Source organism: Rothia sp. HMSC067H10, from assembly GCF_001810635.1.
Classification (GTDB): Bacteria; Actinomycetota; Actinomycetes; order Actinomycetales; family Micrococcaceae; genus Rothia; species Rothia dentocariosa.
On the sequence record NZ_KV802271.1, the window covers coordinates 50,839 to 66,446 of the forward strand.

Below are 15,608 nucleotides of genomic sequence, written 5' to 3' on the forward strand. Positions count from 1 at the left end.
GCCCCATCAACGCTCAAGCACCAGCACAAAAGGCTTACAGATACCAAAATATCTGGTAGCTACGTTTCTTAAATTTCACAAAACTTCTCGATGGCTCCAAACGTCTCTATCTAACAAATAAACTCTTATACTAGTAAACAGTATTTTTCTTCACTCTTTTCATCACCCCGGAGTAACAAGACATCATGAAGCAACTTTTTCCGTCCGCGGTCAGCCCCCATGAGGCTAACCGCTCTTTTATGCTACCCGGGCTCGACGGCCTGAGAGCCATCGCCGTACTCCTGGTAATTGTGTACCATCTCTGGCCTACTTCGGTGCCGGGCGGTATGATCGGGGTCGATATTTTCTTCGTCATCTCGGGATATTTGATTACCGCCCTCCTACTCCGCGAAGGAGCGGTAACCGGGCGTATCAACCTACTCCTTTTCTGGAAGCGCCGCGCTCGCAGGCTCCTTCCCGCGATCGCGCTGCTTATTTTAGTAACCGGTCCCATCGCGCTAGCCATAGGCGGCGATATACAGGTCAATCTGGGCAGACAACTTACTGGCGCAGGCACATTCTCATCTAACTGGCTCTCTATTTTCAGCGGTAGCGACTATTTTGCGCAGACTTCTCCCGAACTTTTCACGAACTTTTGGTCGCTTGCCGTTGAAGAGCAGTTCTATTTGTTCTGGCCTCTTCTGCTGGTAGCAGCGGGTGTTATCCTCAGCAGACGGTGGAGACGATTCAGCCTCATTATCTTTATAGCTATCATTGCATCCTTAACAAGCGGCACGGTTATGCTGGCATTTGGAGCGCCCATCAGCCGTATTTACTACGGTACCGATACCCATGTTTACGGTCTGCTCTTAGGTGTTCTACTAGCTTTTTCTATCCCGTGGTCGCTCTATCCACCTCGTGATAAACACGTTATATATCGAGTGGCGCAACCCCTTGGTGTGGTGGCTTTCCTGCGTGTAATTCTCAGCTGGCTCTGCTTGGTTGCTCTCATTCCGCTTGCTCTTCTTATGCCTGAGAAGGCGCCGGGCACTATCCCCTGGGGGCTCCTCGGCGCTTCGCTGCTGACACTTGGAGTTATTCAAGGAATCCTGCCGGATATGCTCGCCGGGGCATCGTCTCTATTACGTTCGGTACTATCTTTCGGCCCCCTCACCTGGATTGGGCAGCGATCCTACGGACTTTACCTCTGGCACTGGCCGCTTGCCGTTATGGCGCATTATCTTCTGGGTGTGGATCGTTCACCGCTGTGGAACGTCGTTGTTCTGCTGGTTACCGTCATTATTGCTGAGCTTTCTTATCGTTACCTTGAAACTCCAGTACGGCGATATGGTTTCCGTAGCTCGTTCGCACAATTTTTTGGAAGCATTCGTTACGGCAGGTATCGTGCTCTACCCGTTATTGCATTAGTCCTTGTGATGGGCGCAGGCTCAGCGACTGCTGTCGCGGTACGAACTGCTCCTGATCAAACTAGTGCACAACGCGCCGTTGAAGAAGGCAAAAAGCGCGCCCAGGAACGTTTAAAAGCGCGTGAGGAACAACGAGCACATGCGAGCGCCTCGCCAACAGCAAGTTCGACAGCAGCAAATCCTAGCGCTGCGACCTCTGCGGTGCCAGATGAATATCCGCAGGTGAATTCTGCTGATGTAACCGTGATCGGCGATTCTGTAGTGCTTTCTGCAGAGCCCGATATTTATGATGCGATGCCGGACGCCACGATCGACGCGGCAGAGGGACGCACCATTGTTCAGGCGTTGCCCATGGTTAAATCCTGGTCATCGCAGGGAAAAATTGGGAAAGTTTTAGTACTCTCGGTAACCGCTAACTCGACGCTGATGCCCGGCCAGCTTGAAGAGGTTTTGCGGGCGCTTCCGGCAGACACGAAGTTGGTGCTCGCAACGGGGTACGGTCCGCGAACCCTCACCTGGATTGATTCTTCAAATAATCTGATTCGTGAGTTTGCGCAGAAAAATTCTTCCCGCGTCTATATTGCAGACTGGAATGGTGCAATAACGCAGGCGGTGCGGAGCGATCCAAGCCTGATGACTTCGGACGGCGTGCATCCGGAGGTTAAGGGGCAGATGCTCTACGCCCGTATTCTGACGGAGGCGGTTGCTCGGGCACAAAGTTAGGAGGAAATCGTACGTTTAGTGTATTGGTATCGTTTTTAAACCTTTTGAATCCACACGCTTCAAACTACGGGTCAAACAAATCAAACCGTTTTGATACTGGCAGGCTGAAGTAGGGAGTTTTGAAAGTAATTGAACCTTTCAAGAACTTCACGTACCTGGAGTACTATCATGTATAAAACTACATAACCGGCTAAATCTATTCCGCATCTTCAAGACGTCTTCGGGATCCAGCTTTGGCTTGCTTAGTACAACAAAGTAATACTCCCCTGCATATCAACAAAAGCCTTCCTATCGGCAGGTTTCCACGAATTGCAGCGAAACAAAATGTCGTTTTCACAGCGTTCAACTAGCATTCCACTATCACCGGTGAAAGACTCTAGTTGCTTTACATCCGTAAGTCCCCGAGGGCCAACTAAATACTCGTTGTACACGAGGATTGATGATTCTTGAGTGGCACCATGAATAGGTATTCGGGCGTAATTCTCGTCGCCCTGTGTCGGGTTCACATCACCATGAACCAGCCTGATTCTCTCCGATAGCTTTCCGTCTGGGTGGGTAAACTTACAGCCAAAGGCATTTAATCGTAAAGCTACCTCTCCAGCCGGGTGCGGTGACGTGAACCGTATTTCCAGTTCCTTCGGGACATCCGTGATATCAATTGCTCCGAAAATCTGCAGACCCTCCCACTCAAAATAGAATTCCTGGGTGGTTGGTCTGCGGCGCATCATTTCACTGAAGTCTGGCATGTGTCTTCCCTCCTATTGCCTGAGGGCGTTAGCTGAGATCTATGTCAAAATTCCTTTTGATCGCAAACTTCAACTCATCCATCACATCATCAACCGTTTCCTCCCGCCGAACAGATGACCTTATTGATCCAAGAAAGAACTGCAGACCATCAATATACCCTTTTGAGGTTTCATAATTAGGGCGAGCTATCAATGGTCGATTGTACGCACCTGACTTCTTTGACGTTTTCGATGCCACCCAATCCACATCACTCCGGTATTTCTGCAAGAATGTACACAAGCAGAAAGCAAAATCAATGGCCAGGCTGAAAAAAGTGCCAGAAATATCATCCATCTGCGGCCCTGTCCTATCTAAGGACTCCCTCCCCAACCGCAACAGCTGTTCTAAATCACTGAGAGTAGGAAAATCTTTGCCACTTGTAGAGCCTAGATACTCTGCAACATACGCGGTCCTTGGCCCTTGATCCTCTTTGAATAGTTTAACGACCTGTCGCAGTTGGGCTCTAGTCATTTCCTTGAATGGTATCGGCTCATAACGCGGCGCAAACCAATCATAAGCTTGATCAAAATCTTCAAAGTTCATCATGAGTTATAGGTTTTCTCTCTGACATGCTGAAAATACGCCAGCGGTGATGTTAGTTGTCTCTTAGACGGTGATGTCACTAAAAATCTCTCAGAAAGTTCTCTACCGCTAAGAGCCTTGACGAGCTACCCGCAAGGCATCAAGCATCAGGTGATCCGTATCGGTCTCCTGTGAGAAGGAGTACTCGTAGAGCAGATAATCCAGGCTTCTATCCTCCGTAAGAGCGTCTTGAGCATACGATAAAGAGGCGGCAAACCGGGCACGGTAGAAAAGCGGTTGTACAATATCGTACGGTTTATCGGCGTCGAGCTCCTCAAGGTACATCTCGTCCATGCTCTCTGCCCACTGCTGGAGACGTTCGGCGTGGGAGAATATTTCTTGCTCACGCACTATACGCACAATATCCTCAGCCACCTCAAGCGCTGAAAGGTGCTGCTGTTTCCAGTCAAGCCACGCCAATGCTAAAAGGCTGATAAGTTTCTCACGTTGTGATGCATCTAGACCGCAGATTTGCTGTAGTTCTTCGGTATAGTCGGGAGGGACAACGATAGTGAACATAGCGGGGTTCCTTTCGCGAATTCTCTCAACCTTAGCACAAGGGTAAAGTGAAACAGGGAGGAATCTCCTCATGAGAAACTCATGAAAGCTGTACACGATAATCTCTATCATAAAAGCACCGCCCCTATACCCAATATCAAAGGGATTCTATGGAGTCACAGCAGGAAACATCACACGATATATTAGAGTCTCTTCTTCAAGAGCTTGTAGAGCGTGGAGAAGACTTTAGTTTCTACATAAGTCTCTGTCTTCGTCTGCTTGCGCGGTCTCCAAAGCATGGTTGGGATGTTAGGGCTTTTGGGGTTTAGAGCCCGAAGATATGGCAGCTCCACGCGATCCTGCCGAGCTCCGAACAAACCCAAAGTTTCTGGAGAGCGAATGGCTCATGGGCAAATATTCTGTCCTTCTAGAAGCTTTCGATGAGGCGGTAACTTCCCATCACATATCTACTGCCGCTCCAAGAGATACGACCTTGGCAGGATACGATCATCGCATCCTGTGGAAAATCGTCAATGCCCACTACAGCTCGTATTTTGAGCCAGACCCGCGCAGGCGTGTTACCTGTGCGATTGAGGGGCTTGTGGGAAAAGATTATTCGGTTGAAGACCTCACACGTGATCTTCAAGATTACCTTGATCGGCATGCGTGTCTGCTTAAACTACCGGACCTCTGCCGCGAGCTGGCGGATCAGGGTAAAGATCTGGCATTCTTCGCGGACCTTGGTATACGTCTTCTTGAATCCGTCACCTGGCCCGTGGATGATCTGCGTTCTTTCCTTCAGGAAATAGGCTCGGAGGATGTGGTGACTCCGGTCGGTATTCCCAAGCTTGACTGGCATGAGCTGTTTCGCACGTCTGACGATGAGATTTTTGCCGACAGTGAGCAACTCATGCAAAAGTACAGTATTCTCGCGGACATGCTTGGTGAATTGAGCAGTCCCGCATACTCTCAAGTTGATCTTGCTGCCCGCGTCGCCCACGCCCAGTACGAGCTGTTTTTCGAGCGTGAAGGGCAAACGCGCATCCTGAAGGCTCTGCGGATTCTTTTATCGGAGGACTACACTGCCGATATGCTTTGCGCTGATGCAGAGGCATATCTAGCAGATCGGTAAAAAGTTAAGGTCAGCCCGATTAGGCTGCCAGAAATTCCAGGAGGTCTTGAACGAAAAGCTCCGGCTCCTCCAGAGCCGCAAAGTGTCCGCCGCGCTCAGGATGTGTAAACCTGACAACGTTGAAAAACCGTTCCGCATATTCACGTGGAGGATTACTGATATCGTGCGGAAAAATCGCGAATGCGGTTGGAACCTCTACCCTACCCCGCTGTATATTCCCGGTCCCCAAAGCCTCCCGATATATCCTTGCGGCAGAGTGCCCGGTATTCGTTATCCAGTACAGCATCGTATTTGCGATGATAATATCCCATGAAATCCCGTTTTCGCTCCACGACTGCATTTTCTCCGCCATAAAAGCAGCCAAAAATACTGGTGAATCGGCAAAGCCATAAGAAACAGTCAAAGGTTTCGTGGAAAGCAGCATATAGTAACCGCCTTCGACCTGCGACCAACGCGCAACCCGGTTCAGATAATCTTGTTCCGCATCCGAAAGCGTGCTCTTATCGAGAGAATACTGGTTTGAAAACGGGACATCGGTCAAGTGCAGTTTCAGGATACTCTGCGGATAACGCAACGCCATCTGCTGACCAATCGAGGCTCCCCAATCACCACCATGTACCACATAGTGCTCATAACCCAACTGTTTCATCAACGTATGGAGCCGTTCGGCAATATCTGCGACAGTATGTTTTTCCAGCTGTTCCGAGAAAGCGAATCCGGGAAGCGAGGGAACAACAACGTTATACCCCGCCTCAACGAGAGGATGAATCACCGGAATATACCGTAAGAAAGAATCGGGCCAGCCGTGAATCAGCAGAACTGTACCAAGATTTCGTGGACTTTGCTCATGAAGAGCGTGCAGCTCTTTGCCCTGTATTGTATAGATGCTATGCCGATACGAGTTCAATATTTTCTGATGCGCCGCCCAATCGTACTCGGTAAGCCAATAGTCCACGAGATTTTTCATAAACTCGACCGAGATTCCTGCGTTATTCTCCTGTTCATCTAGAACAACAGGAAAACGTGCACCCCGCAAACGGACCTTCAGGTCTTCAAGTACTTCGTGCGATACGTCAATATATAGGTCTCGCATAAGCTTCTTTCCTCCCCCAGTCTTCTCTCTATGAATACCCCATACTCATACAGCATTACATGCCGCCGTATAACAAATCCCGCAGGGACATAGACGTTTTCGTCATCAGAAACGAGAACATCTACGCACTGCGGGGGTTTGCGAGAATAATAAAGGACGTTAGCGCACAATCGTAGTGATCATCTGCTGCTCCCCCAGATACCTGGCAAGGTCGTGCACATCGTCAAGGGTAACCGCACGAATTTTCTCCAATAACTCATCGGTGCTGGTGAACTTGCCTGAGTCCAGCTCGGCACGCCCCAGTCGAGACATCCGAGAACCCGAGTCCTCACTGCCCAAAACAGTTGAACCGGCCAGCTGCCCGCATACTTTACTGAGTTCTTCCTCAGTAATTCCTGCGGACACCAACTTATCAAACTCATACTGCAAGAGTTCGCACACCTGCTCGGTTTTAGCGGGCAGGCACCCTGCGTACATGCCGAAATATCCCGCATCGGAGTAGGCGCCCGAGAACGCAAACGTACTGTACGCCAGCCCGCGTTTTTCGCGAATCTCCTGGAAAAGCCGCGAAGACATGCCCGACCCAAAAGCACTCGACAGCACACTCATCGCGTAGCGACGCTCATCCCCAGCGATAATACTCGGGCACCCCATCACAATATTGGTCTGTTCAAAGCCCTTCTGCACCTCGTGCAGTTTGGAAAACGGGACAATACCGCTCTCCGTGCGCACACGGCGCGGTACCGGAGCCACTCCCTCAAGAAGGTTCCAGCCGAAGCGGGTGAGCGCATCCAACACAAGGTTTACGATGTGCGAATGCTCCAGCGACCCAGCCGCCGAGATAACAAGACGATCCGGCGTGTAATACTGCTTGTAATGTTCCCACACAGCATCCCGCGAAACCTGCATAATCTCCTGCGGAGTACCACCGATCGGGCGACCCAGCGGGTTCTGGCCCATAAGCTGTTCTACAAAATTCTCGAAGGCAACGTCCGTAGGATCATCCTGGTCCATGGCAATCTCTTCCAGAATCACCCCGCGCTCCTGCTCCAGATGTTCTGGATCGAGCAAAGCGTTACTCACCATATCAGCCAGAACATCAACCGCCATCGGGGTATCATCGTCAAGTACACGCGCATAATAGCAGGTATGTTCCTTCGCAGTGAGGGCGTTTGATTCGCCTCCCACCGCATCGAATGCCTGGGCAATATCAAAAGCAGTTCGAGACGGAGTTCCTTTAAAGAGCAGATGCTCCAAAAAGTGGGTAGACCCCAACATACCGGGTGCTTCATCCCGGGAACCGACCCCCACCCAGAATCCGAGGGAAACGCCGCGGGTGCCAGGCATCCGCTCCGTTATCACCCGAACACCACCGGGCAAAATCGATCGGCGAACCTCATTACCATTTACGCCCTCGTAAACCAGGCGACCGCGTTCATAGTCGAGCTCAGCGGTAATCTCATCGCGCGCAACGGGAAGAGAAATAGGCATTAGTGAATAATCCTTAGCAAACCAAATGTATATAGCGAGCCGTACAAGTCAGAGTAAACGCCAGCCCATCATGAGAACAACCCTCAGGAGTCTCAGGACGAGCTGGCGCTGCTTATCCGACAGAAAAACCAGCAAGTTCCTTAGTCAAGGTGCGGTTTATATCGGGGAGAGTTTCTACTCGGCATCCTCAGCATCAATCACCGGGGAGAGCGAAAGCTTGCCGCGATCGTCAATCTTAGTGATCTCAACCTGCACCTTCTGCCCCACCGAAACAACGTCTTCGGCATCCACCACACGCTTACCACCGTTGAGCTTGCGCATCTCAGAAATATGAAGCAGACCGTCCTTACCGGGGGTAAGCGAAATGAACGCACCGAAATCGGTCACCTTCACAACGGTACCCAGGTAGCGCTCGCCGACCTCGGGAACCTGCGGGTTCGCGATCGCGTTGATAGCGGTGCGTGCAGCCTCAGCCGAAGGACCGTCGGTTGCACCGATAAAGACAGTACCATCGTCTTCAATCGAAATATCGGCACCGGTATCTTCCTGAATCTGGTTAATCATCTTGCCCTTCGGGCCGATCACCTCGCCGATCTTAGCGACCGGAACCTTCACCGAGATGATGCGCGGCGCAAATTCGCTCATCTCATCAGGGGCATCGATGGCTGCGGTGAGCACATCCAGAATGTGCAGGCGAGCCTCACGTGCCTGGGTCAGTGCGCCCGCCAGCACAGATGCAGGAATACCGTCGAGCTTAGTGTCCAGCTGAATAGCAGTCACAAATTCGCTGGTACCGGCAACCTTGAAGTCCATATCGCCTAGGGCATCTTCGGCACCCAGAATATCGGTCAGGGCGGCGTAACGGGTTTCGCCGTCAACCTCGTCAGAGACAAGACCCATTGCGATACCTGCAACGGGCGCGCGCAGAGGCACACCGGCATTGAGCAGCGACAGGGTCGAAGCGCAGACCGAGCCCATCGACGTGGAGCCGTTCGAGCCCAGAGCCTCAGAGACCTGGCGGATTGCGTAGGGGAACTCCTCGCGTGAGGGCAGCACCGGGGTAAGTGCACGTTCCGCAAGTGCACCGTGGCCGATTTCGCGGCGCTTGGGCGAGCCAACACGGCCGGTCTCGCCGGTAGAGTACGGCGGGAAGTTGTAGTGGTGAATGTAACGCTTGGACGTGACCGGATACAGCGAATCGAGCTGCTGTTCCAGCTTTAGCATATTCAAGGTGGTCACGCCCATAATCTGGGTTTCGCCACGCTCAAAAATCGCCGAACCGTGCACGCGCGGCAGTACTTCAACCTCGGCGGTCAACTGACGAATATCAGTGAGCCCGCGACCATCAATGCGCACCTGTTCAGTGAGGATGCGCTGGCGCACGGTGTGCTTGGTAAGAGCCGCAAACGCCACTGAAACTTCATTAGCGCGCTCCTCGAATTCTTTGCCTTCGCCAGTGAGAGCTTCCATCAGCTCGGCTTCAAGCTCTGCGGCAGCAGCTTCACGGTCCTGTTTACCCGCGATGGAGTAAACTTCCACGAGGCGCTCGCCCGCGAAGTCCTTCACGGCGGCGTCAACATCTTCACCATGCCCGCCGAAGTAGGGAAGCTCCAGATCGGGTTTACCGGCACGCTCAACAAGATCAGTCTGCGCCTTGCACAGAGCAGCAATAAAGGGCTTCGCAGCCTCCAAACCTTCGGCTACGATCTCTTCGGTGGGGGCAGTATGGCCGTCTTCCTTAATAAGCTTCCAGGAGTTATCGGTTGCCTCTGCCTCTACCATCATGATCGCAACGTCTTCGCTGCCGTCAGCCTTAGTCACGATGCGACCGGCCACAGCCATATCGAATACGGCGTTTTCCAGCTGAGAGTATTTGGGGAAGCACACCCACTGCCCATCAATAAGGGCCATACGCACACCACCGATAGGCCCGCTAAAGGGCGCACCTGATAACGCGGTTGATGCGGATGCTGCGTTAATCGCAAAGGTATTGTAAATTTCGTCTGGCTCGATGGTCAGAACGGTTACGACAACCTGCACTTCGTTACGAATACCCTTGGTAAAAGCGGGGCGCAGCGGACGGTCGATTAGACGTGCCGCAAGAATCGCCTCGGTCGGGGGTCGCCCCTCGCGGCGGAAGAACGAACCGGGAATTTTACCGGCGGCGTACATGCGCTCTTCAACGTCTACGGTCAGCGGGAAGAAGTCAAAGCCCTCGCGGGGAGATTTACCAATTGCGGTTGCTGAAAGCAGCGTTGTTTCGTCATCAATCGTGACGAGCACGGATCCTGCCGCTTGTTTGGCGAGACGGCCAGTTTCAAAACGTACATGGCGTTTGCCATGAATACCATTGTCAATTTCTACTTCAGAGAATTGGATTTCGGGACCTTCCACGATTCCTTCTTTCTGTGTTCGTGTGCCCGTCGCCGTTTCCACCCAATCTATCGGCCTTCGATAGGAAACCACGGACGTCGTACCCTGAACCTCTGTTGTGCACAGGAGTATTCCGTAATTCGCTACCGAGGACCGCACCGGGGCGTGCCTGGAACGAGCACTTTTTATAAACTGTTTATCTGAAAAATGGACGGGTTTCCGTACATGATAACGCGGGCGCATCCCCCGCCGTGCGACGGAGGATGCGCCCGCTTAGCGTTACCTGCAAGGTACGAAAACCTTAGCGACGCAGACCAAGACGCTCAATGAGCGAACGGTAGCGTTCAATATCAATATCCTTGAGGTAGCCTAGCATATTGCGACGACGACCCACGAGGATCATCAGACCACGACGGGAGTGGTGATCGTGCTTGTGGAACTTCAAATGCTCAGTCAGATCGGAGATTCGACGAGACAGAACTGCAATCTGCACCTCGGGAGAACCAGTGTCACCCTCGTGAGTTGCGTATTCCTTGATGATTTCCTGCTTGATAGCGGGATCCAATGCCACTGTATAACTCCTAGAGTTAGTGCCGCGTAGCTGCCCGTACGACCGTATGTCGCCGGGGTTTTGGGCGTATGCCCCTCACGTCTTCTGCCGCGGACCGCAGACACGCGTTTAACGTATTCTACGCTACTTTTACGGATTTTGAAAGATTATCGCCGCAGCACATTCCGTATTTAGGCCTAGCATTTCCGCCCGCAATACCGCATTTATCCATCCTGAGCATCAGACGTGATCGTCAGTTTTGCGTTCTTTGCCAAACGTGGCGCTACCGCTAGGCGATAGTACGCGAGAAGGAAAACACACCATATAGCGCCAACAACAAGAGCCAAACGAGTGTCATCGAAGAATCCGAATAGCACGACGATGAATGCCATAAACGCAAGCGTTATATAGCTGACGACCAGAGGAAGCCGCACGGGCTGCACTTCGTCTTCGTATCCCCCACGTTTATAGGCGATGTGCGCTAGCAGAATCATAACCCACACGAAAACGGTCGCGAATGTTGCCAGCGAAGCGACTACTTCAAAAGCATTCTCAAACGTGATATTCACGATCACGCCCACCGCCATAACCACGATCATCAGAAGAGTCGTCATCCAGGGCGCACCGTTTTTTGCAACCTTGCCGAATGATTTCGGGGCCAGCCCCTGCTTTGCCAGCCCGTACATCATACGCCCGGCACCGTAAACATCGGCATTCATCGCAGACACGGCGGCGGTAATAATAACCACGTTGAGGATTGATCCTGCCGCCGGAATTCCCAGGTTCTCGAAGATCTGCACAAAAGGCGAGTTCTCTTTAGTGACAGAGTACCAAGGGTAGAGCGACATAATGACGGAGAGAGTCAGCACATAGAAGATCAGAATGCGGAACGGCACAGTACGAATAGCCTTAGGAATCGATGTGCGTGGGTTTTCCGCCTCCCCCGCCGCAATACCGATATTCTCAATACCGCCAAAGGCAAACATTACCACGGTAAAACATGCCAGGAAACCAGTAAACCCTTCGGGCATAAAACCACCATCAAGCGCCCACAGATTCGTAACGGACGGCTTCGCCGAGGTGTGTGCCTGCACACCAACGAAAAGCAGAATAATTCCGCCCACAATCATGGCGATAATAGCGCTTACCTTGACAATAGTGAACCAAAATTCTGTCTCGCCAAAGGCTTTCACCTTGGCAAGGTTAATGGCGAGCAAAATGAGCAGCACCGATACGATCCAGATCCACGAGGGCGACTGGGGGAACCAGAATTTCATATATACTGCAAATGCTGTCACATCCGCGATGGCAACGAGCGCCATCTCCAGCGCATAACTCCAGCCGGTGACGAACCCGGCCCAAGGCCCCAGATACCGAGTTGCGTATTCCGAGAATGCGCCAGATACGGGGTGTGCCAGCGCGAGCTCCCCCATAGCGCGCATCACCATGAAAACGGCAGCTCCGCCAATCACATAGGCGAGTAGCACAGCGGGGCCCGCCAGTTGAATAGCGGAGGCGGAGCCGTAAAAGAGTCCGGTGCCAATTGCCGAGCCAAGCGCAATGAACATGATGTGACGCAGGGAGAGTCCGCGCGATAGCTGGGGCGCATCCTCGGTGGAGATAGCGCCATTTGCGGTGGTTGCCGCAGAGTTAGCGTTATTCTTCATTTTTCCTCACCTCGCGGGTTAGCGGTGTAACCTCTCGAAAATCTTGTGTTCTGGTTGGTTCTGCGGTGTGGCTTTTGTTGCCGCATGCCGTGCACCTCCCCTATCGAGGTTGTGGGATGCGCCCAGCGTACTCCCCCGTGCATCCTTGCGATTTCTTAGTTGCAGTGAACCGTAACGCAAAAAGACGGCGGGTTTGGCAACGATAGCCAACCCGCCGTCTTGTTGAAGACTATTTCTGTTTACGCTTACGTCCTACGATGAGCGACAACAGAGCGGTTACGCCAGTCACGGTATAGACTGCCGGCCACGCGCCAATTTTCTTGGCGAGTGGATGGGAGTAACCAAAGGCAGAAAGGTAAACGCCGGTGAGGAACGTAGCACGCCCAACTCCAGCTTTACGCTTCCAGTTCTTGAAAGCAATAAAACCCGCAAGACCCAGCACGGCACCACCAAGAGGCCGGTTGCCGGTTGTAGATGCGACCTTGTAACCGCCAAGAAGACCAGCCGCAGAGGCTAAGGTCGGGCAGATTTTCATGGTGCTCTCCTGAGTCACGAGTACGTTATTGCTGTGTTAACCATACGCTATGACGGCTTAAATGTGAATTCTCTCGGAATTTTTCTTGTAATGAGTGTTTCTGTGCAACCGTCTGAACGCTTGGGACCTGAAAAGCATCATGGTCTTCTTGAGAAGATCCGTCCACTTAGTCTTCAAGGTTCAACTCAAGAGCGGGTAATTCCTGCTGCGTCCAGAGCTCAGCGGCGATCTGCAGCGCATATCGTGCCGAGCGGGGAGCCACCACATCGACCGAGAGATGGAATTCCTGATCTGCTGCTGGGCCGCATAAATCAGAGATGCAGCGTACCGCCATAAAAGACACATCATAGTTACTGCAGATCTGCGCGATCGCTGTGGTCTCCATATCGGTACTGAGCGCCGTATCGAAGGCCTCTCGGGTGTCCTTCACGTTGTGCTCGGTCACGAATGAGTTACCCGCAAGCATCCGCCCTTGGTGCACCGCCCAGGAACCTTCCTCCTGTGCCGATTTAAGAGCTGAAAGCGCCGCTTCAATCGCCTCTTCCCATTCCGGGTCAGGATCGCCATAGGATACAGGCATCCCGGGAATCTGCCCACGTTCGTACCCGAAAATGGTTGCGTCGGCATCGGTGTACAAGTAATTTGACCCCAGTACTATATCTCCAACATTGATGTGCTGCGCAAGACCGCCGGCGGTTCCTGCGCTGATCACCCCTAAACAGTTAGTCGCGTAATTGATAGCTTCCGTGACGGCGGATGCGGCATTGACTAACCCAATTTTGGAACGCACCAGCAGAAGCGGAACCTGGTCTTCTTCAAGCATGAGATAACGTGGGTAGAATTTTGCTACGCCTTCGGTGAAGGAGGGCTGTGCCTGTTCGGTTGCTGCGAGGAACGGGGCTAGCTCTTCATCCATCGCAACCTGAATGACGATCGCGTTTGAGAAGCTCATCATGAGATCGTTCAGGTTCTCCAGGTCGGCATACATTTCGTTAAAAATATCCGCCGGCGTAAAGTCTGTGGGGAACGTCTGCGCAGCTTCTTCGGAATGCCCCTGTTCGTCAGAGTGATGCTGTTCGCTCACGCCGCCATCACCTGCTCCCAGTCAGCACGTGCGGCGAGGAATTCACGTGCAGCATTCTGCGCCCCTTCAAGGGTGTGGTTAGCGCCCCAACCGCACTGTATTTCATTCGCGGCGGGTACCTCGGTAGCCGTGAGAATATCGCGTAAAGTCGCTTCCAGGATGGGCAAGAACTCCTGCGGCTCTAGCCCCAGGGTGAGGGCGTAAAACCCAGTCTGGCATCCCATCGGTGAAAAATCGATGAGCTTATCGGTGTGGTTGCGCATGTGCTCGGCGCTCATATGCTCGATCGAATGTACGACGGGCATTTCAAGATGGCTCTTGTTAGGCTGAGTGAAGCGGACATCGTATTTGATGAGGGTATCTCCACCGGGCAATTCCTTGCGGTCTGCAATCCGCACATAGGGGGCCACAACGGCACGATGATCAAGGTTGAAAGACTCAACGTTCATTTTTTTCATGCTTATATTCTCTCTTAAGCACCCGCTTCGTCGGAACCCTTCATAATATGCTCTCCCTAAGAGAATTCCTGTATTCTCATTGCATAAAATGCCGCTGCGCTCGGTCTCATGACGCAAGAATACGGCGGCATCGCGTTATTGCAATACCGCCGTATTCCATGTACAGAATGCACTGCTGTACTAGCCCTCTTTTATATAAGTGCCAAACAGCTTGATGGTGCATAGCTTTGCTGGAGGATATTATTCTCGGGTCCAGTTACCGCCGAAAGCCCAGTATCCGCTGATCGGCACCGCATGTTTATTGGCAGAACTGCTGCACTCTGCAACACGGGGGTCTTTGAGTGCGTACGAGTATGCGCCCACCACGCCAACCTGGTCGTTATCTCCAGCCCAACGTTTGGGTCCACCGTTATAGGTTGAATCACAGTTGTTGTTGTAGTAGCGCTGGTTAATGTACGAGGCGGACATTTCTTGAAGCGAGTACACACGAATAGTTACCGTAATAACCGTTCCTGCACTTACCGGTCCGAAGTCAAGGTACACCTGTCCGCGCCAGCGGCTACCCTCTACTACGGAACGTGCCTGAGAGCGGGAGAAAGGGTAAAACTTGCGGTCCTCATAGCAGCCGTAAGACCCTGTAGTTTTTGACGGCATACCATCAATATTTCTGTAGTTGAAACTTCCCCACCCAAAGGTTCCCTGCTTGATAGGTTCGGCGCCAGTAACTTTATACCCAACACCGTTAAATTGGGTATCGAGTACTGCATTATTCTTTGCATTTTGTTCGCCCACTGGAGTTGCCTGATTAACCCAGGGGGTCGCCTTAAAGCTCCGCAAATCTTCTGTAATGCGGTACGTAAAGGTGAAATCGTGGTAAGGGTTTCTTTCGATAGGTGTATTAACAGCATAAGGATTACGACCGTTGTCATATGTATCGGCAAACTTATAAGATACACCAGAGCCCCCTTGGTTCCCCCAGTCCGCGACAGTAATATTCGGATTACCATTGTCCGAGAATTCATTAGAAACGCTCGTTTCCACAACATTCTGAGTCGCAAGCCATGAACAATCCGGCACGCTGGACGCATATGCGGGTATAGCGGAGGAGGCCAGTACAACAGGGGCAGCCCAGGCGGTGCCTTTTGCCAAGGTACGCCGGGACAGTGTTTTCGAGGTATTCACAATATTCCTTTGTGTTGAGTAGGTGATTGCCATCCCTGATTTACGCAA

At 52.2% G+C, this 15,608-nt stretch carries 14 protein-coding genes; 2 read left to right on the plus strand and 12 right to left on the minus strand.

Features of this window, described 5'->3' with window-relative positions:
- Positions 1–185 precede the first annotated feature (185 nt).
- Positions 186–2,129 (plus strand): acyltransferase family protein, encoded by a 1,944-nt coding sequence (locus HMPREF2756_RS00260; RefSeq protein WP_070617120.1) that lies wholly within the window; start codon positions 186–188, stop codon positions 2,127–2,129.
- Positions 2,130–2,371: 242 nt separating this feature from the next.
- Here the strand turns inward: HMPREF2756_RS00260 and HMPREF2756_RS00265 are convergent, their stop codons facing one another.
- From HMPREF2756_RS00265 to HMPREF2756_RS00275, 3 genes are all read right to left on the minus strand, one after another.
- On the minus strand, positions 2,372–2,875 hold the full coding sequence (locus HMPREF2756_RS00265) for a hypothetical protein (RefSeq protein WP_070617122.1): 504 nt from the start codon (positions 2,873–2,875) through the stop codon (positions 2,372–2,374).
- A gap of 28 nt (positions 2,876–2,903) precedes the next feature.
- Entirely contained in the window at positions 2,904–3,461 is a 558-nt protein-coding gene (locus HMPREF2756_RS00270; protein WP_070617124.1) for a hypothetical protein, read from the minus strand.
- A 105-nt stretch (positions 3,462–3,566) separates the two neighbouring features.
- A complete protein-coding gene (locus tag HMPREF2756_RS00275) occupies positions 3,567–4,016 on the minus strand; it encodes a hypothetical protein (RefSeq protein WP_246825759.1) in 450 nt (149 codons plus the stop codon).
- 319 nt (positions 4,017–4,335) lie between these two features.
- Here HMPREF2756_RS00275 and HMPREF2756_RS00280 point away from each other — a divergent pair, with 319 nt between their 5' ends.
- Positions 4,336–5,127: a hypothetical protein gene (locus HMPREF2756_RS00280; protein ID WP_246825760.1), complete on the plus strand. Its 792-nt coding sequence runs from the start codon at positions 4,336–4,338 to the stop codon at positions 5,125–5,127.
- Positions 5,128–5,146: 19 nt separating this feature from the next.
- Here HMPREF2756_RS00280 and HMPREF2756_RS00285 read toward each other — a convergent pair whose 3' ends face one another.
- The 9 genes from HMPREF2756_RS00285 to HMPREF2756_RS00325 all read right to left on the minus strand — a co-directional run bounded on the left by HMPREF2756_RS00285 (position 5,147) and on the right by HMPREF2756_RS00325 (position 15,560).
- Positions 5,147–6,220, minus strand: a complete 1,074-nt coding sequence (locus HMPREF2756_RS00285) for an epoxide hydrolase family protein (protein ID WP_070617128.1) — start codon at positions 6,218–6,220, stop codon at positions 5,147–5,149.
- A gap of 159 nt (positions 6,221–6,379) precedes the next feature.
- Positions 6,380–7,711, minus strand: coding sequence for a M16 family metallopeptidase (locus HMPREF2756_RS00290; RefSeq protein WP_048778701.1), 1,332 nt, complete (start codon positions 7,709–7,711; stop codon positions 6,380–6,382).
- Between the two features lie 174 nt (positions 7,712–7,885).
- Complete coding sequence (locus HMPREF2756_RS00295) at positions 7,886–10,105, minus strand: polyribonucleotide nucleotidyltransferase (RefSeq protein ID WP_048778700.1); 2,220 nt, start codon at positions 10,103–10,105, stop codon at positions 7,886–7,888.
- Between the two features lie 280 nt (positions 10,106–10,385).
- On the minus strand, positions 10,386–10,655 hold the full coding sequence (gene rpsO / locus HMPREF2756_RS00300) for a 30S ribosomal protein S15 (protein WP_004006251.1): 270 nt from the start codon (positions 10,653–10,655) through the stop codon (positions 10,386–10,388).
- A gap of 203 nt (positions 10,656–10,858) precedes the next feature.
- The gene (locus tag HMPREF2756_RS00305; protein ID WP_070617130.1) at positions 10,859–12,301 is read right to left on the minus strand and encodes an amino acid permease; all 1,443 of its coding nucleotides are present in this window, start codon (positions 12,299–12,301) and stop codon (positions 10,859–10,861) included.
- A gap of 229 nt (positions 12,302–12,530) precedes the next feature.
- Positions 12,531–12,836 (minus strand): hypothetical protein, encoded by a 306-nt coding sequence (locus HMPREF2756_RS00310; protein ID WP_013398741.1) that lies wholly within the window; start codon positions 12,834–12,836, stop codon positions 12,531–12,533.
- Positions 12,837–13,002: 166 nt separating this feature from the next.
- The gene (gene mtnN / locus HMPREF2756_RS00315; protein WP_210393474.1) at positions 13,003–13,920 is read right to left on the minus strand and encodes a 5'-methylthioadenosine/S-adenosylhomocysteine nucleosidase; all 918 of its coding nucleotides are present in this window, start codon (positions 13,918–13,920) and stop codon (positions 13,003–13,005) included.
- Positions 13,917–14,378 carry an S-ribosylhomocysteine lyase gene (locus HMPREF2756_RS00320; RefSeq protein WP_070553654.1) on the minus strand — a complete coding sequence of 154 codons (462 nt, stop codon included), beginning with the start codon at positions 14,376–14,378 and terminating at the stop codon, positions 13,917–13,919. The genes mtnN and HMPREF2756_RS00320 overlap by 4 nt, the downstream gene beginning before the upstream one ends.
- A gap of 240 nt (positions 14,379–14,618) precedes the next feature.
- Positions 14,619–15,560: a hypothetical protein gene (locus HMPREF2756_RS00325; protein WP_246825761.1), complete on the minus strand. Its 942-nt coding sequence runs from the start codon at positions 15,558–15,560 to the stop codon at positions 14,619–14,621.
- Between the last annotated feature and the right edge of the window lie 48 nt (positions 15,561–15,608).

What these genes read in the sequence shown, in the direction of transcription:
- HMPREF2756_RS00290 (WP_048778701.1), bottom strand. Translation starts at nt 7,711, where the DNA reads ATGCCTATTTCTCTTCCCGTTGCGCGCGATGAGATTACCGCTGAGCTC.
- HMPREF2756_RS00260 (WP_070617120.1), top strand. Translation starts at nt 186, where the DNA reads ATGAAGCAACTTTTTCCGTCCGCGGTCAGCCCCCATGAGGCTAACCGC.
- HMPREF2756_RS00320 (WP_070553654.1), bottom strand. Translation starts at nt 14,378, where the DNA reads ATGAAAAAAATGAACGTTGAGTCTTTCAACCTTGATCATCGTGCCGTT.
- HMPREF2756_RS00275 (WP_246825759.1), bottom strand. Translation starts at nt 4,016, where the DNA reads ATGTTCACTATCGTTGTCCCTCCCGACTATACCGAAGAACTACAGCAA.
- HMPREF2756_RS00280 (WP_246825760.1), top strand. Translation starts at nt 4,336, where the DNA reads ATGGCAGCTCCACGCGATCCTGCCGAGCTCCGAACAAACCCAAAGTTT.
- HMPREF2756_RS00265 (WP_070617122.1), bottom strand. Translation starts at nt 2,875, where the DNA reads ATGCCAGACTTCAGTGAAATGATGCGCCGCAGACCAACCACCCAGGAA.
- HMPREF2756_RS00285 (WP_070617128.1), bottom strand. Translation starts at nt 6,220, where the DNA reads ATGCGAGACCTATATATTGACGTATCGCACGAAGTACTTGAAGACCTG.
- HMPREF2756_RS00270 (WP_070617124.1), bottom strand. Translation starts at nt 3,461, where the DNA reads ATGATGAACTTTGAAGATTTTGATCAAGCTTATGATTGGTTTGCGCCG.
- HMPREF2756_RS00310 (WP_013398741.1), bottom strand. Translation starts at nt 12,836, where the DNA reads ATGAAAATCTGCCCGACCTTAGCCTCTGCGGCTGGTCTTCTTGGCGGT.
- HMPREF2756_RS00305 (WP_070617130.1), bottom strand. Translation starts at nt 12,301, where the DNA reads ATGAAGAATAACGCTAACTCTGCGGCAACCACCGCAAATGGCGCTATC.